The organism is Streptomyces sp. NBC_01433 (assembly GCF_026340105.1).
In the GTDB taxonomy this organism is placed as follows: domain Bacteria; phylum Actinomycetota; class Actinomycetes; order Streptomycetales; family Streptomycetaceae; genus Streptomyces.
This window is the reverse complement of the sequence record NZ_JAPEPM010000001.1, coordinates 4,582,838-4,604,942: the sequence shown is the minus strand read 5'-3', so window position 1 is coordinate 4,604,942 and position 22,105 is coordinate 4,582,838. Positions and strand designations below refer to the sequence as shown.

Annotated in this window: 21 protein-coding genes and 1 pseudogene; 14 read left to right on the top strand and 8 right to left on the bottom strand. The window is 69.8% G+C overall.

Annotated elements, in window-relative coordinates; genetic code table 11:
• The first annotated feature begins 59 nt into the window (after nt 1-59).
• From OG413_RS20795 to OG413_RS20785, 3 genes are all read left to right on the top strand, one after another.
• Nucleotides 60-815, top strand: coding sequence for an SDR family oxidoreductase (locus tag OG413_RS20795; protein ID WP_266807619.1), 756 nt, complete (start codon nt 60-62; stop codon nt 813-815).
• A gap of 162 nt (nt 816-977) precedes the next feature.
• Complete coding sequence (locus OG413_RS20790) at nt 978-1,445, top strand: lamin tail domain-containing protein (protein ID WP_266807617.1); 468 nt, start codon at nt 978-980, stop codon at nt 1,443-1,445.
• A 165-nt stretch (nt 1,446-1,610) separates the two neighbouring features.
• On the top strand, nt 1,611-2,531 hold the full coding sequence (locus OG413_RS20785; RefSeq protein ID WP_266807615.1) for a PhzF family phenazine biosynthesis protein: 921 nt from the start codon (nt 1,611-1,613) through the stop codon (nt 2,529-2,531).
• 3 nt (nt 2,532-2,534) lie between these two features.
• On the opposite strand, the gene OG413_RS20780 is transcribed toward OG413_RS20785, so the two are convergent.
• Complete coding sequence (locus tag OG413_RS20780) at nt 2,535-3,563, bottom strand: hypothetical protein (RefSeq protein ID WP_266807613.1); 1,029 nt, start codon at nt 3,561-3,563, stop codon at nt 2,535-2,537.
• Nucleotides 3,564-3,698: 135 nt separating this feature from the next.
• Nucleotides 3,699-4,313 carry a TetR/AcrR family transcriptional regulator gene (locus OG413_RS20775; RefSeq protein ID WP_266807611.1) on the bottom strand — a complete coding sequence of 205 codons (615 nt, stop codon included), beginning with the start codon at nt 4,311-4,313 and terminating at the stop codon, nt 3,699-3,701.
• A gap of 102 nt (nt 4,314-4,415) precedes the next feature.
• On the opposite strand from OG413_RS20775, the gene OG413_RS20770 reads away from it, so the two are divergent.
• Complete coding sequence (locus tag OG413_RS20770) at nt 4,416-5,882, top strand: MFS transporter (RefSeq protein ID WP_266807609.1); 1,467 nt, start codon at nt 4,416-4,418, stop codon at nt 5,880-5,882.
• 213 nt (nt 5,883-6,095) lie between these two features.
• The gene (locus OG413_RS20765; RefSeq protein WP_266807607.1) at nt 6,096-6,998 is read left to right on the top strand and encodes a glycosyltransferase family 2 protein; all 903 of its coding nucleotides are present in this window, start codon (nt 6,096-6,098) and stop codon (nt 6,996-6,998) included.
• 16 nt (nt 6,999-7,014) lie between these two features.
• Here OG413_RS20765 and OG413_RS20760 read toward each other — a convergent pair whose 3' ends face one another.
• Nucleotides 7,015-7,518: a GNAT family N-acetyltransferase gene (locus OG413_RS20760; RefSeq protein WP_266807606.1), complete on the bottom strand. Its 504-nt coding sequence runs from the start codon at nt 7,516-7,518 to the stop codon at nt 7,015-7,017.
• A gap of 356 nt (nt 7,519-7,874) precedes the next feature.
• Between OG413_RS20760 and OG413_RS20755 the strand changes: the two genes are divergently transcribed.
• Nucleotides 7,875-9,587, top strand: a complete 1,713-nt coding sequence (locus OG413_RS20755) for a hypothetical protein (RefSeq protein WP_266810267.1) — start codon at nt 7,875-7,877, stop codon at nt 9,585-9,587.
• Nucleotides 9,588-9,612: 25 nt separating this feature from the next.
• Here the strand turns inward: OG413_RS20755 and OG413_RS20750 are convergent, their stop codons facing one another.
• The 3 genes from OG413_RS20750 to OG413_RS20740 form a co-directional block, all read right to left on the bottom strand.
• Entirely contained in the window at nt 9,613-11,811 is a 2,199-nt protein-coding gene (locus tag OG413_RS20750; RefSeq protein ID WP_266807604.1) for an NB-ARC domain-containing protein, read from the bottom strand.
• Nucleotides 11,808-12,266: a hypothetical protein gene (locus OG413_RS20745; protein WP_266807602.1), complete on the bottom strand. Its 459-nt coding sequence runs from the start codon at nt 12,264-12,266 to the stop codon at nt 11,808-11,810. Before OG413_RS20745 ends, OG413_RS20750 begins: the two co-directional genes overlap by 4 nt.
• Nucleotides 12,267-12,744: 478 nt before the next feature.
• Entirely contained in the window at nt 12,745-12,948 is a 204-nt protein-coding gene (locus OG413_RS20740; RefSeq protein ID WP_266807600.1) for a DUF397 domain-containing protein, read from the bottom strand.
• On the opposite strand from OG413_RS20740, the pseudogene OG413_RS47130 reads away from it, so the two are divergent.
• Nucleotides 12,886-13,047, top strand: a pseudogene (locus OG413_RS47130) (aldo/keto reductase); the annotation flags it as partial. The gene OG413_RS20740 and the pseudogene OG413_RS47130 overlap by 63 nt on opposite strands.
• Nucleotides 13,048-13,141: 94 nt before the next feature.
• Here the strand turns inward: OG413_RS47130 and OG413_RS20735 are convergent.
• Nucleotides 13,142-13,597 carry a hypothetical protein gene (locus tag OG413_RS20735; RefSeq protein ID WP_266807598.1) on the bottom strand — a complete coding sequence of 152 codons (456 nt, stop codon included), beginning with the start codon at nt 13,595-13,597 and terminating at the stop codon, nt 13,142-13,144.
• 1,360 nt (nt 13,598-14,957) lie between these two features.
• Here OG413_RS20735 and OG413_RS20730 point away from each other — a divergent pair.
• Nucleotides 14,958-15,437, top strand: coding sequence for a hypothetical protein (locus OG413_RS20730; protein ID WP_266807596.1), 480 nt, complete (start codon nt 14,958-14,960; stop codon nt 15,435-15,437).
• 20 nt (nt 15,438-15,457) lie between these two features.
• Here the strand turns inward: OG413_RS20730 and OG413_RS20725 are convergent, their stop codons facing one another.
• Entirely contained in the window at nt 15,458-16,117 is a 660-nt protein-coding gene (locus tag OG413_RS20725) for an excalibur calcium-binding domain-containing protein (protein WP_266807594.1), read from the bottom strand.
• Between the two features lie 379 nt (nt 16,118-16,496).
• Between OG413_RS20725 and OG413_RS20720 the strand changes: the two genes are divergently transcribed.
• The 6 genes from OG413_RS20720 (at nt 16,497) to OG413_RS20695 (ending at nt 22,033) form a co-directional block, all read left to right on the top strand.
• Complete coding sequence (locus tag OG413_RS20720; protein WP_266807592.1) at nt 16,497-16,850, top strand: HNH endonuclease; 354 nt, start codon at nt 16,497-16,499, stop codon at nt 16,848-16,850.
• Nucleotides 16,851-17,139: 289 nt separating this feature from the next.
• Nucleotides 17,140-17,748, top strand: a complete 609-nt coding sequence (locus OG413_RS20715) for a hypothetical protein (protein ID WP_266807590.1) — start codon at nt 17,140-17,142, stop codon at nt 17,746-17,748.
• Between the two features lie 366 nt (nt 17,749-18,114).
• Entirely contained in the window at nt 18,115-18,555 is a 441-nt protein-coding gene (locus OG413_RS20710) for a hypothetical protein (RefSeq protein WP_266807588.1), read from the top strand.
• Nucleotides 18,556-18,915: 360 nt separating this feature from the next.
• Nucleotides 18,916-19,425, top strand: a complete 510-nt coding sequence (locus tag OG413_RS20705; protein ID WP_266807586.1) for a hypothetical protein — start codon at nt 18,916-18,918, stop codon at nt 19,423-19,425.
• Nucleotides 19,426-19,900: 475 nt separating this feature from the next.
• Nucleotides 19,901-21,697 carry a hypothetical protein gene (locus OG413_RS20700; RefSeq protein WP_266807584.1) on the top strand — a complete coding sequence of 599 codons (1,797 nt, stop codon included), beginning with the start codon at nt 19,901-19,903 and terminating at the stop codon, nt 21,695-21,697.
• A gap of 96 nt (nt 21,698-21,793) precedes the next feature.
• Nucleotides 21,794-22,033 (top strand): hypothetical protein, encoded by a 240-nt coding sequence (locus OG413_RS20695; RefSeq protein ID WP_266807582.1) that lies wholly within the window; start codon nt 21,794-21,796, stop codon nt 22,031-22,033.
• Nucleotides 22,034-22,105 lie beyond the last annotated feature (72 nt).

Here is a 22,105-nt window from a genome sequence, read left to right as displayed (position 1 = left end):
GGCGGCTCGATGAGCACCGCGTGCCACCTGCGACTACACCTCCCGTACGCTGCCGGGCCATGAACACTGAGCGGAGAGTTGCCGTCGTCACGGGTGCGGGTTCGGGTATCGGACGGGCCGTCGCGCTCGCCCTGGCGGGGGCGGGCTGGTCGGTCGCACTGGCGGGGAGGCGGCCGGAGCCGCTGGCGCGGACGGCGGAGGCCACCGCTTCGCAGGACGTGCTGAGCGTACGCACCGATGTGACCGACCCGGACGACGTCGGCGCGCTCTTCACCTCGGTTCGGGAGCAATTCGGCCGTCTGGACCTGCTCTTCAACAACGCGGGCACCTTCGGACCGGCGTCGGTCCCGGTCGAGGACCTCGCGTACGAGGACTGGCGCGCGGTGGTGGAGGTGAATCTGACCGGGGCGTTCCTGTGCGCGCAGGCGGCGTACCGGCAGATGAAGGAGCAGGACCCGCAGGGCGGCCGGATCATCAACAACGGGTCGATCTCCGCCCACGCGCCGCGCCCGCACTCGATCGCGTACACCGCGACCAAGCACGCGATGACGGGTCTGACGAAGGCGCTGTCGCTGGACGGGCGTCCGTACCGGATCGCCTGCGGGCAGATCGACATCGGCAACGCGGCGACGGAGATGACCGAGCGGATGCGGACCGGCATTCTCCAGGCCAACGGGGAACTGGCGGTGGAACCGGTGATGGCGGCGGCGGACGTGGCCCGGACGGTGCTGCACATGGCCGAACTGCCGCTGGAGGCCAACGTGCAGTTCGCCACGGTGCTGGCGACGACGATGCCGTACGTCGGACGGGGCTGACGCCGCGCTCTCGCGGGGGCGGCGCCCGGCCGGGTGGCCGGAACTCGCCGCGAAATGGCAGGTTTTACGGATATCACGCGTTCTCGTGTGACCGGACGCGGGTAACCCGTATGCTCGCAACCCTTACGCCTTCACCGTTCCTACACGTAAGGACCACACAGCATGCGCATACGCACCGCTGCGCCTCTCGCCCTGGCCGCCGCCACCGCTCTGGCCGGCTCGCTCCTCGCCACGGCACCGGCCTCGGCGGCCGCCCATCAGGGCGGGCTGCACCTCGGCAAGATCCAGTACGACAGCCCCGGCAAGGACACCCGGTCGAACAAGTCCCTCAACGCCGAGTGGGTGGACATCCACAACAACGGCAAGAAGAAGCTCCAGCTCAAGGGCTACAAGCTGAAGGACAACACCGGCTACACCTACACCTTCGGCAGCTACACCGTCGGCGCGGGCAAGACCGTCAAGGTCCGCACCGGCAAGGGCAAGAACGCCTCCGGCAGCGTGTACTGGAACCGCGGCTCGTACGTCTGGAACAACACCGGTGACAAGGCCCGGCTGATCAAGCCGAACGGCAAGCTCCAGGACTCCTGCTCCTTCAAGAAGTCGAGCAAGGGCGTCAAGAACTGCCACTGACCCGTCGTCGGTCAGCCTTGATCCGGCCGTCGCGGTCCCTAACGGGGACCGCGACGGCCGTCGACTGCCTCCGGCGGCTCCCGGCGGCACGGCTCCCGACTCGTCCCGGCGCGTCTGGCGTTCCCGCCGGGAATGCCCCGCCGGGCGGCACGGTTGAGCTGCCACATGAGCGACAGCCAGAGCCGGAACCAGCGCCGGGCCCAAAGCCAGGACCAGGACCGAAGCCAGGACGGACACCCGGCCCCCGGGATCGACGTCCTCCGCTACACCGCCTTCTCCGCCGACCCGGACGGCGGCAATCCCGCCGGAGTCGTCCTGGACGCGTCCGGCCTCGACGACGCGGTGATGCTGGCCGCCGCCGCGGAGCTCGGCTACAGCGAATCGGCGTTCCTCACGGAGCGGACCGGCGACGCGGCCTACACGATCCGCTACTTCAGCCCGAAGGCCGAAGTGCCCTTCTGCGGCCATGCCACGGTCGCGACCGCCATCGCGCTCGCGGAACGCGACGGCCCCGACGACCTGGTGTTCGCCACCCGGGCGGGTACCGTCCCGGTCACCGTCACCCGTCACGGCGACGAGCTGCGCGCCGTCCTGACCAGCGTCGAGCCGGGGGTCATGGACATCGGCCCGGCCGACCTGACGGAGGCCCTGGCCGCGCTGGACTGGCCCGCCGCCGACCTCGACCCCGCCCTGCCGCCCCGGATCGCCTACGCGGGCGCCCGGCACCTGGTGCTGGCCGCCGCGACCCGTGAGCGGCTGGCGGACCTCGACTACGACTTCGCGCGGCTCGAAGCGCTGATGCACCGGCTCGACCTGACGACGCTCCAGCTGGTGTGGCGCGAGTCCGGGAACGTCTTCCACGTCCGGGACCCCTTCCCCGTCGGCGGAGTGGTCGAGGACCCGGCGACCGGAGCGGCGGCGGCCGCCTTCGGCGCGTACGCACGCGACCGCGGCCTCGTCCCGGACACCGCCGTACTCACCCTGCACCAGGGCGCGGACATGGGCCGCCCCGGCACACTCACCGTCGAACTGCGCGCCGGCGACGCCCGGATCAGGGTCGGCGGGACCGGTGCCCGGATCGACTGAGCGTCAGCCGGCGTCGGCGTCGGCGTCGGCCGGGGAGACGTGCGCGAACCATCGCGCCGTCTCCTGCGGATCGAGAACGCGTTCCAGTACGGCGTCGCCGCGCATGCCGGGGAAGAACCGCCCCGCGGGCCAGGAACGCTCGTACGACGGCCCGGCGAGCACCAGCAGCCGGGCACCGTCCACGACGGGGATGTCGGCCGGGGTCCCCTCGTTCCGGAGCCGGCTGCCGTCCGGTGCCGCCAGGTCGAACGAGCCCACGGTGTCGACCTGCCCGGGAGTGTCGCGGCAGACAGCGGCCTCCTGCGCGGACGGAGCGCGCCCCGGAAGATGCCCGCCGCCGATGAGCGCGTCGGCGAGCAGGGTGTGCAGCTGAAAGGTGTCGCCGATGCCGCTGAGCCGCAGGGCGTAGCCGGTGCCGGTCTCCCGGTGGAGGGCGATCAGCGGTTCGTCGTCCTGGACCAGCAGCGCGTAGGAGAGGCACGTGAACCGTCGGCCGGACGCCTTCTCCACCACGTCGAGCAGACGCAGCAGCTCGTCCCGTTCGACCGGTCCGCGCCGTACGGCCGGGTGGTTGAGCATCGCCACGGCGGCCATCTCCCACTGCGGCAGCGTCCACCAGCCGACGGCCGCCTCGAAGCCGGTCCGCTCGACCATCTCCTCGCCCGGTTCACCGCCGTCCGGGTCGGGGAAGTCGCCTCCCCCGGTCGAGGCCCACGCCTCGGCGAACCGCCCGGCGTCCGCCAGCGCGGTACGCAGTCCGGCGAGGACTCCGGGGGCGCAGCGCTCGGCGTCCGCACCGCGTTCCACGCAGGCCCCGGCGAGCACGGCCACGACGGCCCGCGGTCCGGGCGGCACCTCGCCCAGCACGGCGGCGAGCCGCGGCCCGCCGTCCAGCAGCTCCGCTTCGCGCGCCTGCCCGAACGTCTCCTGGAGGCGGGCGAACGCCTTGGCCGACCGCTTGGTGTCCTGGGCCGCCAGCGCGGCCTCGAAATCCGCTACGGCGCTCTCGAACCGGGCTTTCCCGAATATCATTCCGGTACTTTATCGACATGCTTACGCGGCGCCTCCGCCGCCCGGTGGACCCGTACCGCGCCCTCCGCACGAACCCCGCGCCCGCCCCGAACAGCCCCCGCCCGGACGCGCCGCGCACGGCTCACCGCTCACCGCTCACGCCCGTACGAACACTCCCGCCCGCGCCGCCACGGCGGCGGCTTCGGCGGCTCGGTCGGCGGCGGCCTCGTCGAGGGTGCCGCCACTGGCCAGCAGCCGGTAGTAGAGCGGCGCCGAGACGGCCAGGATCACCTCGCCCGCGTCCGTTCCGGCGGGCAGTTCCCCGCGCTCGACCGCGGCTTCGACACAGCCGGCCCACTCCTTGATCCGTACCGCGTAGAAGCGGTGCAGCGCCTCGGCCGTGCGCGGGTCGCAGGTGGCCGCGGCGATCACCGACGCGAAGAGTGCCCCCTGACGCGGATCGGTCAGTGTGCGGACCACCAGCCGGGCGTTCGCCCTGAGGTCCTCGGTCAGCGAGCCGGTGTCCGCGCGCGGCACGGACTGTTCCGCCATGTCCGTGAGGAGGTCGGCGACCAGTCCGGCGGGGGTGGACCAGCGCCGGTAGACGGTCGTCTTGCCGACCTCCGCACGGCGGGCGACCTCGGCCAGGTCGAGCCGGTCGAAGCCGTGCTCGGCCAGCGCGTCACCCGCGGCCCGCAGGACCGACTCCCGCACCCGGGCGGTACGGCCGCCGGGCCGGACGGTGCCCGGCTCGCCATCCTCAGCATCCATAACGGGTCTCCAGTTCCATTAGTAGTCCTTCCCCTGTTACGGTGACTCACCTTAACGGAACCGCAGAACCATTAAAGCGGTCGGCCTCAGGAAGGGCACGCCATGTCCGCGTCCCGTACGACATCCCTCACCCCTGCCCCGAGCCCCGCCCCCACCGGCGCGCCGCAGTCCCCCCTCCGCATGACGGGCCGCCAGAAGCTCGTGCTCGCCCTCCTTCTCGGCGCGCAGTTCATGATCGCCGTGGACTTCTCGATCCTGAACGTGGCCCTGCCGGTCGTCGGCGAGGGGCTCGGCTTCTCGCTCTCCCACCTCCAGTGGATCGCCACCTCCTTCGCGCTCGCCGCGGCCGGATTCACCCTCCTGTTCGGCCGCATCGCCGATCTCGTCGGCCGCAAACGCCTGTTCATCGGCGGCATGGTCGTCCTCGGCCTCTCCTCCGCACTCGGCGGACTCGCCCACTCGCCCGAAGTCCTGCTCACCGCACGGGTGCTACAGGGCCTGGCCACCGCCGCCGTCACCCCGGCCGGTTTCGCCCTGCTCACCACCGCGTTCAAGGAGGGCCCGCTGCGCGAACGCGCGCTCGGCCTCAACGGCGCGCTGATGTCCGCCGGGTTCACCGCCGGGGCCATCCTCGGCGGCCTGCTGACCGACCTGCTCTCCTGGCGCTGGGCCTTCTTCGTCAACGTCCCCGTCGCCGCCCTCGTCGTCGTCCTCGCGCCGTCCGTGATCGCCGACTCCCGGCCCGCCGGACGCCCCAAGCTCGACGTACCCGGAGCGATGACCGTCACCGGCGGGCTGCTGCTCCTGGTGTTCGGCCTCACCCAGGCCGGTGAAACCGGCTGGACCACACCCACCACACTGGCCGCCCTGCTCGCCGGAGCCGTTCTGCTCGTCGCGTTCGTCCTCGTCGAGAAGCGGGCCGCCGCGCCGCTGGTCCCCATACACATCCTGAAGCGGCGCAGTGTCATCTGGGGCAACACCGCCGGGCTGATCGCCTTCGTCACCGAGACCTCGCTGGTCTTCCTGCTCACCCTCTATCTCCAGGAGGTCCTCGGCTACTCACCGCTCGCCACCGGTCTCGCCTTCGGAGTGCTGGGCATCGGCACCGTCCTGGGCGGCACCCTCGGCGGCCGTGCGGTGGGCCGGTTCGGCAACTGGCGCACCATCGTGTCCGGCGGCATCGTGCAGGCGGCCGCCACACTCTCCCTGGTGGCGCTGGGCACGTCCGGGGCCTGGGTCTGGCTGCTGCTGGCCGCCACGTTCATCGGCGGTGTCGGCAACATGCTGATGATCGTGGGCTTCATGGTCACCGCCACCTCGGGTCTGCCGGACGAGGAGCAGGGCCTTGCCACCGGTCTGGCGACGATGACCCAGCAGGTCGGCATCGCCCTGGGCATCCCGGTCATGAGCGCGGTCGTCACCGTCCGGATGGGAGCGGCCACCGGGCCGGACGCCGTCCTGTCCGGGGTCTCGGCCGCGATCCTGGTCAATTCCGCGCTCGTCCTGGCCGGTGCCCTGCTCGCCGGTGCCTTCCTCGCCCGGCGCGGCCCGCGCCCGTCCGCCGGATGAACCGGCCCGCGGGCCGGTTCATCCGGCGGACGGGGTGAAGCACGACAGGACACGGAACGGCGCACAGGTGACCGGTCACCGTCCACGGGCTGAACAACGAGAGGTTACGATCACGGGCACCGCGTCCGGGGCGCTGCCCGCGCCGCCATCGAGCCGCAGCCGCACCGCAGCCCCGCCGCAGTCGAGCCGCAGCCGAGCCCAGGAGTACCGATCTTGTCCGCACCACGTATCGGCGTATCCATCGTGACCATGGGAGACCGTCCGCAGGCGGTCGAGGCGCTGCTGGCGTCGGTGGCCATGCAGGACGTCCGTCCCACCCGGCTCGTGATCATCGGCAACGGCACGAAGCTCCCGGACTACAGCTCCTTCCCCGGCCTGACCGGCCTGGCGGGCGGGGTGACCACCATCGAGCTGGACGAGAACCTCGGCTGCCCCGGCGGCCGCAATGTCGGCCTGCGCAGGCTCGCCGAACTCGGCGACGTGGATGTCGTCATCGAGCTGGACGACGACGGGCTGCTGGTCGACAAGGGAGTGTTCCGCAAGGTCCAGGAGCTGTTCGCCGCGGACCCGCGCCTGGGCATCGTCGGCTTCCGGATCGCCGACGAGCTCGGCGAGACCCAGCGCCGTCACATCCCGCGGCTGCGGGCGGGCGACCCGATGCGGCGCGGACCGGTCACCGCGTTCCTCGGCGGCGGCCACGCCCTCTCCATGGAGATGCTGGCCGGGACCGGCCACTGGCCCGCGGAGTTCTTCTTCACCCACGAGGAGACGGACCTGTCCTGGCGAGCGCTCGACGCGGGCTGGAAGATCCTGTACGAACCCGACCTGCTGCTCCAGCACCCCAAGACCTCCCCGGCCCGGCACGCGGTCTACTACCGGATGACGGCCCGCAACCGGGTCTGGCTCGCCCGCCGCAACCTTCCGCTCCCCCTGATCCCGGCCTACCTGGGCACCTGGACCCTGCTGACCGTGGCCCGCACCCGCTCGGCGAAGGGCCTGCGCGCCTGGGCGGGCGGCTTCGCCGAAGGGGTACGCACCCCGTGCGGCGACCGGCGCCCGATGCGCTGGTCCACGGTGTGGCGGATGACGCGGCTCGGGCGGCCGCCGGTCATCTGACGGCCGGCCGGTCGCGTCAGCCCCGCGCCACCCAGCGGTACAGCACGTCCGGCTCCTTCTCCTCGTTGCGGCTGCCGTCGTCGAACGCGACCGCGGTGAAGCCGTGCCGCTCGTAGAAGGCCCGTGCGCCGGTGTTGCGCTGGAACGTGTAGAGGGTCAGCCGCTCGGGAGACGCCTCCTTGACCTGCTCCAGCAGCCGCGTGCCGATTCCGCGGCGCAGCGCGTCGGGGCGCAGGTAGAGGTGGTCGAGTTCGGCCCCTTCGAGGGAGGCGAAGCCCAGCACCTCCACCGCGCCGATGGCGTCGTCCCCGCTCTCCGCGACCCAGACGGTGCTGTCGGGCAGCACGACATGGGTGATCCACGCGAGGGTGTCCTCGTCGCTGTGGACGCGGGGCAGATAGGGCATGGCCGCGGCCCGCGAGGCCAGGAACACCCGCGTGACGGCCTCCGCGTCCTCGGCGGCGGCCCTGCGCAGCCGTATCGCGCCCCGGCTGTCGGCGCCTGATCCGTTCTCGGCCATGTCCATCGCTCCACGTTCCCGGTCGGAGCTCCGCGCCCCGTGCCGTCGCTCGTCACGTCTTCGGTGACCCACCGCGGTTCGTACCGGAGTTCATGCCGATCCGGCGGGCCGAGTGTATGTGCCGGCCGGTCGGCGGGACCGGCCCGGCCGTCCTCCCCGTTGGATACGGTAGGGATGTCCGTTCATGTCATATAGCCCTCCAGAAGGGTTGCTTCACCGCTTGAGATGCGATAGATCGACCATGTGCCGCGTGCCGCGTGCCGCGTGCCGCGTGCCGCGTGCCGCGTGCCGCGTGCCGCGTGCCGCGTGCCGCGTGCCGCGTGCCGTCAGACTCGGCGTAGCTTCCTGGGGTGGCCATGCACGCTAGGCAGCCCCTTCGCGTTCCCGTCGGGCGGGAAGCCCTGCGCTGGAGCACCTTTCGCGGTGAGAAGACGCTGGTCGTAGCGGCCCGCACCGTCACATCGACCGCACGGGTCCTCGAATGCCTGCCCGCGCTGCTGCGCGGCGACAGCCGGGTGACCGTCGTCTTCGCCCATGACCCCACGTCCGCGTTCAGCGACGGCGTGCTCGATCTGCTCCATGACGAGGGCTGCCGGGTGATCCCGTGGGGGCATGTGGCCGCCGCCGCTCCCGATCTCATCGTCTCCGCGAGTGAGAACATCGACGTACCGGAAGGGGACTGCCCCGTTCTGGTGCTGCCCCATGGCATCGGCTTTCAGAAGCACGTGCCGGATTCGCGGGCGCCGCGCAGCCGCTTGTCCGGCGTCGTGCCGGACCGCCTCCTGGAGTCCGGCCGGGCCTGGCTCGCCATTTCGCACCCGGACCAGGAAGAACAGTTGCTCGCCACGCATCCGAAGGCGGCCGGGCGCACTCTGCTCATCGGCGACCCGTGCTTCGACGAGATGCTCCTCAGCGCGGATCGGGCCGGGGCGTACCGGGCCGCGTTGGGCGTCCCCGACGGGCAGCGCCTCGTGGTGCTCAGTTCCACCTGGGGCCCCACGTCCCTGCTCGGGCAGGATCCCGGCCTCCCGGCCCGCGTGCTGGCCGCGCTGCCGTACGACGAGTTCCGGGTCGCCGCGATCATCCATCCCAACGTCTGGTCGGGGCACGGCTCCTGGCAGATCCGCACCACTCTGGCAGCCGCGCTGGACGCGGGGCTGATCCTCGTTCCCCCCGTCCACGCCTGGAGGTCGGCGCTGGTCGCGGCGGACGTGGTCGTCGGCGACCACGGTTCGGTGACCCTGTACGGCGCGGCACTGGGCAAGCCGGTGCTGCTCGCCGCGTTCGGGAGCGATGCCGTGCCGGGTACGGCCGCGGACAGTCTCGGACGGGCCGCGCCCCGGCTCGATCCGCTGGGCGACGTCTTCCGGCAGATCACGGCGGCTGTCGGCGAGCACACGCCGGAGCGCTACAGCGCGATCGCCGAGCAGGCGTTCGCGGAGCCGGGGCAGGCGCTCTCCCACCTGCGTACCGCGCTGTACCGCCTGCTGGGTCTGCCCGAGCCGGCGCCGGCCGGCCCGCCCGGTCTGATGCTGCCCGCGCCGGAAGAGGCGGTGTCGCCCGTCTCCGCCTGGACCGTGGCCACCGCGGCCTCCCGCCACGACGGACAGTCGGCCGTCACCGTACGGCGCCGTCCCGCGGCTGTGTCCGGTGCGGATCAGGAGACCGCGGAGACGTTCACCCACCTGGCCTGTGACGAGGGGGAACGGGACCGGCGCCTGATCGAGAGCGCGTCGGTGCTGGTCCGGCGACGCGCCCTCCCGACGACCGCCGCGGCGCTCCGCTGGGTCGAGGAGACCCTCGGCCGGTTCCCCGGCTGTCGTCTCGCGGCGGTCGCTCCGGCCGGGGGCGGCTTCCTGGTGGGGCTGCGTGACGGGCGCGTCGTCGAGGCGTCCGTCACCGGCCCCACGGCGGATCCCGGCCTGGTGGCCGCGACCGTCTACACCCTCCTGCGTACGGGAACACCGCTGGACGACGTCATGGTGACGTTGCGCATCGGAGGCGTACGCGACGAGGACGTCTCCCTTCGGCTGCGCCCGCGCCGCCCGTCAACCGATTCGGCCTGGTGAGGGCGTTCCCGGCCCGCCGTCGGTATCACCCATCACCCTCACCATCGCTGTCGCTGTCGCTGTCGCCCAACGCTTCGATCCGTCGCCGGAGTGCGTCGGCCTGCGGACTGCCGCCCGCCTCATGGATCTCCAGGGCTCGTGCCAGGTCGGCCCGTACCTCTGCGGGATCGGCGGCCGAGCGCTCCTTCAGTCCGGCCAGGGCCACCAGGGCCTGGGCCTCGTAGTGCGTCGCCCGCTGCTCGCGCAGGGCCTGGGCGGCCTCGCTCAGCGTACGGATCGCCTCGTCGTCCTCCCCGAGGTGTTCGTGGGCGAGGCCCATGGCGGCCAGGACCCGTGCGGCCATCCGCGGATCATTCCGCGCGGTCAGGTCGTCATGCGCCCCGCGCAGCGTGGCGAGAGCCCCCCGGTGGTCACCATCGGCGTCCTGCGCACAGCCGAGGAAGTAGGCGGCAATGGCGGCGCCACGCCCCTCCTTCGCCTCGGTGCTGAGTTCGAGGGCGCTCCGGTAGGCGTCCATGGCTCGGGAGAGATCGACACGTTCCCAGTACCGGCCCGCGAATTCCTGTACGGAGGCGCGCACCACGAGGTGTCCCGAGACCTCGGCACAGGCCACGGCGGTATCCAGTTCCCGTCGCGCCGCGTCGTACTCGCCGAGGTCCATCAGAGGGCGTGACAAGAGGCTGCGCAGCCGCGCTTCGGCGGCCGGTTCCAGGGCCGCCGCCGCGGCCGCCGCTCCCAGTTCGAGCGATTCCCGCCAGTCGCCGAGATGCCGGTGGTGGAAGAACAGCACGGTGAACGCCTCGGACAGCTGCCACACCTCGGTGTGGAATGCCTCCTCGCGAGCGGCGGCCCTCAGCACGTCGAGGATGTTGCGGTGTTCCGCCTCCAGCCAGTCCAGGGCCGCCGGACCGCCCTCGGCCGCGAAGGGGTCGGGTGCCTCGACCAGCAGGGCCGTGAGATCGGCGATACGCAGCCGGTCCTGCCTGATCGAACGGTCCGCGAGCGCGGTGAGAGCCAGATAGTGCGTCGCCACCCGCCGCATCACCGCGAGCCGTTCGCCCTCCGGTTCCTCCTCGGCGGCCCGTGCCCCGGCATGCAGGCGTACCAGATCATGGAAGCGGTAGCGGTCGTCCCCGGCCGCCTCCAGAAGGCTCGCCGATTCCAGCGTCCGCAGCATGACCCCGGTACGCGACGTGTCGCGGGCGGCGGCCACCGCCGCGACGCCCGCGTCGAACGTGCTGCCCGGCAACCAGCCCAGGAGCCGGTACAGCCGGGCCGTTTCCGGGTCGAGCTCCCGGTAGCCGAGATCGAGCACAGCGGACACCGACCGCTCCCCTCCGAGGGACATCCCGGCCAGCCGGGAGGACTCTTCGGCCAGTTCTCCCACCAGCCGGGCCATCGTGAGCCGGGAGTCGGTCAGGAGCCGGGCCGCCACGATGTGCAGCGCCACCGGCAGACCGCCGCACAGCTCCACCAACCGTTCGGCCGACTCCTGGTCCGCGGCGACGGCTTCCGTACCGCAGCGTTCGGCCAGCAACTCCAGCCCACTGCCCGGGTCCAGGGGTTCCACCGGCATCATCCGCGCTCCGTCCAGCGCCAGTTCACCGAGCAGCCCGCCGCTGGTGACCAGCAGGGCACTGCCTTCGCCCTTGGGGATCAGCGAGGCCGCCTGGGCGGGCTGGCTCACGTTGTCCAGGACCACCAGGAGCCGCCGGTCGGACGAGCGTGACCGGAACAGCCGGGTGCGGTCGGCGAGCGACGCGGGGATACACGACTCGTCGACTCCCAGAGATCTGAGGCACCGTCGAGCGGCCTCGGAGACGTCCCCGCCCTCCTCCTCCCGCAGCGCGGCGAAGTCGACGTAGATCTGCCCGTCGGGGAACAGCTCCCGCTCCCGCTCCGCCCAGCGCGACACCAGCGCGGTCTTGCCGACACCGGACATCCCGTACAGGGCTCCGAACCCGACCTTCACCGTCCCCGAGCGGCCCGCTCCCAGCCAGCCGTCGAGCACGGCGAGACTTTTCGTACGGTTGACGAACCCGAAGGTCAGCGGGGGAATCTCGTCCGGCCTGACATCCGTCCCCACCGGGGGCTGCGCCTGGACGTTGAAGGTGATTCCGCCATGGATCCGCTGGGCCTGGACGCTCGGCCCGTACACGTGCCCGGACAGGTCGTTCCTGATGTAGGAGGATTCCGCGCGGGCACCGGGCTCGTCGCTCGTCATACCGCCCCCGGTCCCCGCACGGGCGGAGTCGCGCCCGAACCGTAAAGGGTCATGCCGCCGGAGAAGCTCTGGCCCTGGACGAACGGGGCGTTCTGGGTGCCCCCGCTGACGTTGTTGTTGAGGATGACGGTGGGCACACCCGCGGTGCGAGGGACGAGGTCATCGATCAGTGCCCGCAGCTCCTGCGCGGCCGCCGGGTCCGCCCGCAGCGCTCGGCGCAGCCTGAGCCGCCATTCCTCCTCGACATCCGCCGCGACGTCCGGATCAGCACCGTCGCGGGCCGCGATGAGTTCCTCCCGCGACGTTTCGAGTTCGTCGTCCACGGCCCCGGTGTCCTCGCCCCGCGCGAGGAATCGTGCCACGCGCTCCCGCGTCGTCGTCCAGACGTCCGAGACCATGAGCCCCACCAAGGTCGTCGCACCCGTCGCCGCCAGCGTCGCCAACTCGGCTTCCACGGTCCCCCCTTGTATCCCCGTCGCGCTACCGCGCATGTGTGAAGTTGCTTCTGGCCACGGTAGAGAGCGGACGGGCCCCGCGGAAGCACAATCGGGAGCGCGGCGCGACAAAGAGCGGACCGTGGGAGCGGTGCGGACGGTTCCCGCGAGCATCGCGGCGGCGGCGTACGGGGAGGAAGAACGTCCGGGCCACCGGCGGCGAGAAGCCCCGACGCACGCTTTCGGGATCTTGGCGTCCATGTCACCAACATCCGCGGAGCCGGGCGGCGCCACCACGACACCGAGGATGGCAACGTCGAGACAGTTGTTTCCGCCGTTGCTCAACTCATGCTTCGACCACTCAGCATGGGTCAGGTCGACGTTGCTCCTCACCCGATCAGCGCTCCTTGGCTTGGTGGGTGTAGAGAACCACTCAAGGGGTGAGACCAACACTCAGGGCGCCCCCTTGACGGTGGGACGCCCTCAGCGTGCAGCTCCTCTAGAGCGGCGTGTCCTCGCCCGTAACTCCGTCAACGAAGGCGTGCCATGCGGCGGCCCGGAAGAGGCAGGTTCCGCGCTGGGGGTCCTTGGAGTCCCGAACGGCCATGGTTGCCCCTGCGAGCCGGGCACCCTCGACGCATTGGCCTTCCTGGATCAAGTCGGCGCCCTCGCCGCCCTCCAGAAGGAGGGGAAGATCGCCCATGTCGGACTGTCCAAGGTCAGCCCGGCACAGATCGATCTCGCTGCAACGATCGTCACGGTCGCGGCCGTGCAGAACAAGCTGAACGAGGCCCAGCCGAGCGACGCCCGCACCGCCGCCCACTGCCGGACCCAGGGGATTCCCTACATCGAGAGCCGTCCTCCGCGACCGGGGATTCCTGGGTGGGGTCCTGGGGCTACTTGGCAGCGCCCTTGGCCTTCCCCGCCGCCTTCTGCCCAGTGTTCCCCTGGGTGGCCTTCCGCTCGGCGTCGGGCTTGGTCACAGGGTCCGTCTTGGTGCCTGCGGACTGGGTCTCTATCCCCTTCTCGTCGGCCGACGTCGCTCTTTTGGCCTTGCGGTAGACCGGGCCGTTCGCGAGCACGACTTCGCGGGTGTCGACAGTGACGGTTCCGTCTTCGTGGATCCGGACCTTGGCATCGTCGCCGTAGGCCAGGGCGTAGGCGTCGGCCTCGCTCAGGCCCTGTCGCATGCTCTCCTTGACGATCGCCTTGCGCTGTTCGTCGGTGAAGGGGACCCCTGCGACACCACCGGCCCCGTCGAAGAGGGTCTTTCGCTCGGCCTCAGCGGGGTCGTCGGTGTAGATGTCTCCCGTCAGGACCGCGACGGTCGCCGGGCTGCGCTCGGTCGCCACGGTGTGAAACGTGGTTCCTGCGGCCAGAGAGAACGCCAGGCCCCCATAGCCGAGGAGCGCCGCGCTTTGCGGCCCTTCTCACCCTTGGCAGGGACGGCCAGGACTCTGGCGACTCTCCTGCCCGGTCTCCGGTGTGCTCGCTGGGCCATGGGGTGATCACCTGATTCCGGTCCACTGCATCTGTACGCCGAAGCGATTAGAGTTATGGGAACACATGTTCGAACACCATCGATCGAGGGTGCTTCTGGTCACCTCTCGGAATGGATGTTCGAGCACCCCCTTGAGGGGCCTCAAACGGCGCTTTCGCCGCCACTTCATCGCCACACGATCGCCACACCACACTGAAAAACAGCCCGAAGAAACGGACAAACAGGGAGAAACTTTGGGCGGCTCGATCGTGAGATGAGAAACCCCCCTGACCCACAAACATGCAGGTCAGAGGGGGTCCCACCCCCTCAGAAGAGGGGATGGACAGACGAGTCCAAGCTATACGCCGGGGAAAGTCTCCGTACCGCTATGACCTGCATAGACGTCCGAATAGGGCGCTTGCGTGGCTACCTAAATGGCTACGTACGGCAATCCGTCCCCCGAACGGTGCCACGAGACTTCGTCGCACCGGGGCGGGCGCAGACGGTCTGCCCTACGAAGACGTCCGCTCCACCACCGCTCCTCGGCCGACAGGTCGACTCGGCTCCAGCGGAGCCGTGCTTCTGGCCCATGGATGGTCACCGCCAGACCGACGTTCCGTCGCGCAGGTACACCGGCCGCCCCTCGTCGAGGACCTGGCACCGCGGCCAGCCTGTCCCTCACCCGCCGTTCCATCAGCTCTCGCGCTTCATCCGGCGTCCCGGGCGGGACGCGGGGGTCGGCCGCGTCCAACATATGGACATCGCGCGTGGCGTGCATCACACCGACTTAGTAACGGGCGCCGCGCGCGCATTTCCGGGAGTAGGTCGCATCCGGAATTCGGTGGCCCGAGCTGCGCTGGAGCGAATTCCTGTTGCGGGCGAGCTGCCGTCGACGTCGGCTTGCATCGGCCGGTCAGGTCGGATCTGTTTCCGTTCCGCCCGGCGGCGGGTGAGGGCGGGCCTTTCGCGGCGAGTTCACGCGGGCTGCCCGGCTCCAGCTTCTACACCGACGGGCGGTAGTGAAGAACTGCGGTTCACACTTACCAGAAGGGGAAGCGGGCGGAATTTCGGGCCTTTGCAGAATCTTGAGTTTCCGGCCGAACCGACCTTCGGACACCTCCCGCAGGGTTGGCGCACAGCGACGTTAGACCTCTCCGACCGGATGCTTCGTGCATTACCTCAACCGGGTACACGGACGCCCGCCCATGGCCCGGTGACGAACGGAGCACCACATGCAGCCCGCCGCCCTCCAGGTCCTCGACGCCTGGGAGCAGCACTGGAACGAGACGCAGGCCGCGGCCGTCGTCGCGCTGAAGGCCGCCTTCCCGCACCTCCACGACCACCCGCGGTACGTCGGCTGTGACGACATCCGCCTGGAGTACGAGAAGGACGGGCTCGGGGGTGGGCTGGTCTGCCTCGACGACGAGGGCCGCGCCAACGTCGAGTTCAACCAGGTGCCCAACGAGGTGATCGCGTGTGCTGCCGACGAGATGCGGTTCCCCTACCTCGATCACGCCGACGGACCGTTGAGCGAGGCGCCGCCGGGCACGTACATATACGAGTGCGAGGGGTCAGGCGCCCAGTTCGAGTTCGTTCTCGGCCGGGCGGGTCACGGCCGGGTGCTCCTCTCGTCCGCCACCGTGCCGGACGCTGCGGCAGTGCTTGACGCGCTGAACACGTGCGCCGGGCTGAGTTTTGCGGCAACGACCTGACCTGCCGCTGGGGACGCCGGTCACCCCCCGTCGCAACCGATGCCGTCGCTGTCTGCGTCGAGCCAGGGTGCGTATCCTCGTTGCCCCTTCCTAACGGGGGCGCCTCCCTCGGCTCGTGCTTCGGTGCAGTTTTCGTACGCCCCGGGCCATCTTTCTCCTGGCGGCACCCAGGGTTCGCCCTTCTCCTCCTCGGGGTTAACCGCGATGAGTTGGGTGCCGGTCACGGTCTCGGGGGCCTGTTTCAACTTCACGGACCATGTCACGCTGTCGGTTCCAACGTATTTGCCGTTGGCTTTGTAGGTCAGAGTCCCGTCCTGTGCCACTGTCGCCGTGCCGTGTTTGGGAGGCTTGGCGATCTTCACTGTCGCGCCACTGGCTTCGAAGTTGCTGTCCCAATCGCCTATGAGCGCAGCCCCATCGGGATCATTCGCGTCCTCGACGTACACCTCTCGGAGCACGTCGATCTCTACCTGTCCCCCGCTGGTTGATTCGCTGGCCGTCTCGACATCCCACTCCCGGCCGCGCAGGTGCCATTCGTGCCGCACTTCCTCCCCGCGAGCCCAGTTGTCGAACCAGCTGTATGCCGCGGTGGCCCCCCACCACAGCCCTCCCCCCAACAGGCACAACATCGCAATTCCGAGCAAAAAGGCGATTACGTTGTAAATCACCTTGTCTTTCACTAGCCCCCCAGCCTCGGCATCCGCCCGGATGCCGTCTGATGCACACGTTGCCAGACGCCTGCTGCCTACGGCTGAGAACGGCTTGGGCGAGACCGCTCTCTCTGGTGGTCCCAACCCGCGGAAATTTCGAGTACGACACCCGAGGGGTGGAGCTGTCCGTGCCCCGGTTCACCCTTCTGCTGGAGTGCCTGCCCGCCCATCAGCATCAGGTCATCGACGAGCACTGGGCTGAGCCGTGCCCGGGGTGTGCCGCGGCCGGGTGGCGGCCGCCACCGCGACGTAAGGCGTAACGGCCGTCCACTCTCCCGTCACTCGCCCCGTCGCCTCACTGTGGCCGCACTCGCGCGGCCCGGCGGCGGGGCAGGACGGAGGCCCGCTCGTGGCCCGACGACGCACCGGCCCGACGGACACGGTTCGCGACCTCGTCTATCAGCGCGACGGGGGGTGCTGCGTCCGTTGTGGCTCTCTGCACCGGCTGACGATCCACCACCGCGTCAACAGGGGCATGGGCGGCGCCCGCGAGCCTTTCATCAACCAGCCTCACAACCTGCTGCTGGCGTGCGAGCTCTGCAACGGCTGGTTCGAGGACAATCCGAAGCCCTCGTACGAGGCGGGGTGGAAGGTCAGGCGTCCGCAGCTCCCCGACATGGTCGAGGTCCGCTACACCGATGGGCGGGTGTACCGGCTCAGTCCGGACGGCGCGCGTACCGCAGCCGTGGGGGCGGCCAGGTGAGGCGGCTGACCGGGCTCGGCGTACTGCGCCACGGCGCCCTCCGGCGCACAGCGGTCGGCCGCATCGCGCTCACCGGCGCCCCGCATACCCGCGATCCAGGTGCGACGGCGGATGTCGAAGGACCGGTGATCTTGCTCGGCCGGTTCGGGTTTGCCCTGCTCAGGAGGGGGAGGAGGCGGTCACCATGACACGTTTACGCCCCGCGCTGTACTATTTCGGGGTTCGTCGGCATGGGGTTGCCCCAGCCTTCGCCGGCACCAAGACGGTGCCTTACCAGACGGAGGCCAGTATGCCCGCTGTGCACCACACGCTCGAAGTCCCCGACCACAAGAAGCTGCGCGCCCAGGCCACTGAGGAAGTCAGTAAGGAGCTGGGCGAGCTGGCCCGCCCCGACGACCGCTTCAAGAGGGCCTGCGAGATCGTGCAGCAGGCAGACCTGGAGATCACGGCGCACGTCGAGGACCGGAACGAGGCCGCCCTGTCGCTGTGGTTCTACGACGGCGTCCGCGGCCTGGACAAGGTCCTCGGCATCCTCCCCAACGCCTACTCCGAGATGCGCCGCTTCGCCCTCACTGGCGACAAGAAGGCACCGATCAATCCCGGCGGTGATCTCCACAACCGCATGAGCGCAGAGGAGCGCATCGCAGCCGCGGAGAGGGCCGGCGTGAAGCGTCTCGACGCCGACGAGGCCGCGGAACGGTTGCCGTCCCTCTCCGCCACTGTGTCGGTGGCCGCCGCCCGCAGGAAGGCCGCGATGCCGTTCCTGCAGAACGCCGCGCTCGCGCTCACCGAGGACCCGTACGACTGGTCCACGGAGCGCATCGGGCAACTGGGCAACGTCACCCCGAAGTACGTACGCGACGTGAAGAACACGGCAGCGAAGCGCCGCGGCCACTGACCCAGCCCCTGACCCGGCCCTGAGCAGTACCGGGGCCGGGTTTTCAGTTTCCGGTTCCGGTTCCGGGGCCTGAAAATCCGGCGCCGGAAGAACCGGCTTCCGGTCGTCCGGGTCCCGGTGAACCGGGTCCCGGCAGGTCAGGCGCCTTTAGTAAGAACATCAAGCAAGACCATTAAGTAGTTACGGTGCCATCGCTTCGCTCAGGCACCGTCGGCGTGTGGTGGTCTCGCCTCGCTGAGCCCGAGCTGCCTGCCGCGAGCGCCGCCTGATCCGACTCTTCGTCAGCCGTTCCCCTCAACTCGTCGCCATCTCGCCGAGATTGCCTTACTCTCATGAAAGTTGGACTTCTCTTCGAGGGGGATTCTTGTGCCTGACAACGAGGTGCCGCGCGTTCTGCGCCTGACGTTCGAGTTCACGGTGCCGAAGGGGCTCCGCGTGAACATCCGCAACACCCGCCGGATGGCTGCCGTGAAGGCGCTCGTAGCGGCGATGGAAGCCCTGGGCGCGCGGGAGTTCCCGTGGGCGCAGACGATGACTGTTCGGCACGAGTGGATGTACGCCTGGCACGACGAGACGGAGGAACGGGAACTGCCTCCGTCCGCGCAGAACGGCGGGTTCGCCGCCCTTGGTCAAGATGATCTCGGGCTCGCCGAGGAGGACGGGCCGTGGACCCATGCCCAGTTGCAACGCCTCGGGGCCAAGGAACTGCGGGCTGTCGCCTCGGACGTGGCTTTTGGCCGGGCGGGGCTCGATGACGACCCGGAGACTCACGCGTTGATCGCCGTCTACGCGGACGACGGAGAATAGTCTCGCGCGTTGCATCCGATGGGGGCTGGCCATCGGAACCCTGAAAGGGCGCTGGCCAGCTCCTTCGTCTCCTACTGGTGATCCGCTCTTGTCGCGAGGCGCGAACTGCGTCGTCAGGCCAACTTGTCGGAACGGTTCGCCTTGTCGTTCGGACGTCCGACCCGGCGCAGGGTGCACCCTTGGGTGGCTTGTTCCGTGTCAAGGTCGACCGCGCCAGCCATCCTTCCGAAGGCCAGGAGGGGCTTGCCGTCGAACGCCGCGTTGGACTGTCGGCCGGGGTGCTCAGAGGTGTTGGGTCTGGCTACCGAGCGGTTCCCTTAACCGGCTGACCCCGCGGCTCGCTGCTGCAAGAATCTGTTGATGAGCACAACGGAACTGCCCTGGCCCATCCCTGACGAGCGCTTCCGCCATTGGGCCACCCAGTTCGGTGACATGCACGACATAGTTCGTGACCTGGCCTTACCGCCCGGCCTGCCCCAGGCAGCCGAGAGCGTGCTGACCACAGCTCGTGAACTCATTCGCATGAGCTACTACCGGTATGAGTTCCTGATGATCGGCGCGGCCACATCCGTCATCGCCGTCGAGCCAGCTCTGACCGATCGCTACGGCAAGGGCAGTCTCGCCGACCACCTCAAGAAGGCTCGGGCTGACGGGCTTCTCAGCGACGAGCAGTACGACCTCCTCGACGGCACCGGCCGCCAGATCCGCAACAGGTACGCCCACGGGAAGACGACCCATGCCGCCCTGACCCCGCCCATGGCCGTCGGGATCGTCCGCACCTCGCTCAGGATCCTCACAGAGCTGCACGCGGCGCCCATCACGAGCGGGAGTGTCACCGAATCGGACGAGGCGACGTTCCCCTCGGTATGACGACCATGCCCCAGCCGGTGCCCCTGGCCCGGCACTACTACGAAGCCCGTCGCGAGGTCTTGGCCGCATGCGGCACACAGTCCACGCCTTGGTACCGACTGACTCCCGACGAGCGGTCAGTTGCCGTGGCTGAGGCCGCCATCATTCTGGAAGCTCTGCGCCGGGTGGACGAGGAGCACGCGGTGCTCGTCGAGGCCATAACCAACCGTCAGGACGTTCTCGGGGATCGACCAGGGATCGCGGAGCCGGGTGTAACAAGATCGGCCCTTCCGGCGTACTAGTAGGTGCTGAGGCCCGCGCGTCCCCCACCCCCCCAGTCGCGCGGGCCTTGAGCAAGACTTCCGGCGCAATGCGATTCAGCTCAGGGTCGTTGTAGTCACACACCGCGCCGGGACCAGCGGTCTGGTCGGGTGTCTGGGCATGGGCCCCGGCCAGACCGCGACATAAACCAGGCCGAAGCGGCACGGTCCGCCTCATGTCCCGCATGGAGCCTGGCCAGCCGACACGCGCTCGCGTGGCTCCCTCGGCGGCCAAGCTGCAACACGCCCGGCCCGGCGTCATCTCCCGCGAGGCCGCCAGCGTCGCCGACCTTCTGCTCCGGATGCCGCCCATCGAGCGCCGGAACGCGTTCAAGCAGCACTTCACCCCGCGGGAACGCGCTGCGGTTATGACGGAGGTCGAGCGGGCCACGGGGTCCCTGTACGGCTTGTGGCGGGACACCCCCTCCGGGTTCGTCGAAGACGTCCTCGGCGAGTCCCTGTGGAGCAAGCAGCGTGCTGTCCTCGACGCTCTGGTCGACCATAAGCGCGTTGCCGTTCCCGCCGGATTTGGCGTGGGCAAGACCCATCTCGCGGCCCGCGCCGCGGTCTGGTTCACCAACGTGTTTCCCGTCGGCACCGCCTTGTGCATCACGACGGCGACGCGTTTCCGCCAGGTACAGCGACAGCTCTGGCCGCACATTCGCAAGGTGGTGCCGCGTGCCGGCCTGCCGGGCTACTGCGACACCGTCCAGTACAAGATGCCCGATCCGTACGGCAACGACTTCGTTGCTGCCTACGGTTTCACCGCTCCCGCCAACGACGAGTCAGCGATGCAGGGGATCCATATGCCCCACCTGCTGCTGATCGTCGACGAAGCAGGCGGTATTGCCCCGATGATCGGCCATGGCACCAACAACCTGCTGACCGGCGGGCACTCGGCGATGCTGGCCATCGGTAATCCGGCGATGGATGATCCGGCTAGCTGGTTCGAGGAGCTGTGTTTGGAGGGCGACGACGTCGGCGAGCCGATGACCGTCACCATCCCCATCTCCTCGCTCGACTCTCCGGCCATCACCAGCGAGAGGGTGCCGTTCTGCACGGACTGCCCCGAGAACCCCAACGACATCCACACCCTGTCCCGGCACATGCCGGACCAGGACTGGGTGGACCGCACCATCAGGTCCTATGGGGAAGACCACCCCTACGTGATCGCGAAGGTCTTCGCGCGGTTCCCCAAGGGCGGCGGCGGCATCGTCATCCCGCCGAGCTGGGTCGAGGCCGCCACCTCGTACGAGGACCCCACTGGGGACGGTTGGCACCGCCTGTGCGACCTCGGCCTGGACGGTGAGACCGCCGAGCACACTGTCCGCGAAGGGTCCTGGGTCCGCCTCGGCGTCGACATTGCGGCGGACGGTGGCGATGAATTCACCGTGTATCGCTCGGTCGGCGACGCGATCGAGTTCCGGCACGCGTCGGCGGGCGCCGCGAACGACTCCCAGGTGACAGTCGCCGAAGTAGTCCTGGAGGAGATCCACGCGGCGCAGCGCCTGGCCGACGCCCTTGGGTCTCGGCACCCCGTACGGGTCAAGGTCGACCAGAACGGCATCGGCCACGGTGTGGTCAGCATGTTGCAGCGGTGGGCGGAGACCGGGCGGCACCAAGCGCAGATCGTCGGCGTCATGGTGTCGGAATCCCCGAGTCAGGACGACCCCGGCGCCGTGATGCGGCCGTGGCTCAAGAGGGACGAGATGTGGCTCGCGACCAGGAGTCTCCTCCAACCGGACCCGTCCACCGGCCGTGGCCGGCTACGCCTCCACGTCGACAAGAAGGCCGCCACGCAGCTCTCTACGCCGAAGCTGCTGTCGAGAACGAACGGTTACACCCAGGTCGAGTCGAAGCGAGCCATGAAGGCGCGCGGCATGAAGTCACCGGACAGGGCAGAGGCTGTACTGCTCGCCCTGTACGAGCCAGAGCCACTGCACAAGCCGCGCCGACGCGGCCTGCTGAACTGAGGTTCTGGGGGCGCCGCTGGGGGAATCCGTGCGACGCTCCAATGCCGGCCGCCGCCACGGCGGCCTCCGGCACCTGACTCAAGAGAGGGAGTCCGCGTGGGAATCGAAGCCGACGAGAACGGCACCGAGGACACCGGCCGTTTGCTGGCCTATCCGGAACCTGACGCCGAGCCACAGTGCTGGACCCATCACAGCAACTCGTGCGGCTGTGGACCGGAGGAGTGGGAGCAGAACCTCGACGCGGGCGGACACCGGTATTCCACGGAGCCGCCGTTCCCGCCTGGTCGTCGCCCGGTGACCGACGCTGACGTTCTATCGGAGCCGTCCACCTGGTGAACGGCGCCCGGCCCTGCATTGCGGCCGTTGCGCCGGATGCTGGGAGGGGCACCCTCGCGGGCAGCCAGCCGG

What these genes read in the sequence shown, in the direction of transcription:
- OG413_RS20770 (WP_266807609.1), top strand. Translation starts at nt 4,416, where the DNA reads ATGTCCGCGTCCCGTACGACATCCCTCACCCCTGCCCCGAGCCCCGCC.
- OG413_RS20740 (WP_266807600.1), bottom strand. Translation starts at nt 12,948, where the DNA reads ATGGGCGATCTTCCCCTCCTTCTGGAGGGCGGCGAGGGCGCCGACTTG.
- OG413_RS20715 (WP_266807590.1), top strand. Translation starts at nt 17,140, where the DNA reads ATGCCCGCTGTGCACCACACGCTCGAAGTCCCCGACCACAAGAAGCTG.
- OG413_RS20795 (WP_266807619.1), top strand. Translation starts at nt 60, where the DNA reads ATGAACACTGAGCGGAGAGTTGCCGTCGTCACGGGTGCGGGTTCGGGT.
- OG413_RS20780 (WP_266807613.1), bottom strand. Translation starts at nt 3,563, where the DNA reads ATGATATTCGGGAAAGCCCGGTTCGAGAGCGCCGTAGCGGATTTCGAG.
- OG413_RS20730 (WP_266807596.1), top strand. Translation starts at nt 14,958, where the DNA reads ATGCAGCCCGCCGCCCTCCAGGTCCTCGACGCCTGGGAGCAGCACTGG.
- OG413_RS20755 (WP_266810267.1), top strand. Translation starts at nt 7,875, where the DNA reads ATGCACGCTAGGCAGCCCCTTCGCGTTCCCGTCGGGCGGGAAGCCCTG.
- OG413_RS20705 (WP_266807586.1), top strand. Translation starts at nt 18,916, where the DNA reads ATGAGCACAACGGAACTGCCCTGGCCCATCCCTGACGAGCGCTTCCGC.
- OG413_RS20750 (WP_266807604.1), bottom strand. Translation starts at nt 11,811, where the DNA reads ATGACGAGCGACGAGCCCGGTGCCCGCGCGGAATCCTCCTACATCAGG.
- OG413_RS20700 (WP_266807584.1), top strand. Translation starts at nt 19,901, where the DNA reads ATGTCCCGCATGGAGCCTGGCCAGCCGACACGCGCTCGCGTGGCTCCC.
- OG413_RS20775 (WP_266807611.1), bottom strand. Translation starts at nt 4,313, where the DNA reads ATGGATGCTGAGGATGGCGAGCCGGGCACCGTCCGGCCCGGCGGCCGT.
- OG413_RS20785 (WP_266807615.1), top strand. Translation starts at nt 1,611, where the DNA reads ATGAGCGACAGCCAGAGCCGGAACCAGCGCCGGGCCCAAAGCCAGGAC.
- OG413_RS20760 (WP_266807606.1), bottom strand. Translation starts at nt 7,518, where the DNA reads ATGGCCGAGAACGGATCAGGCGCCGACAGCCGGGGCGCGATACGGCTG.
- OG413_RS20790 (WP_266807617.1), top strand. Translation starts at nt 978, where the DNA reads ATGCGCATACGCACCGCTGCGCCTCTCGCCCTGGCCGCCGCCACCGCT.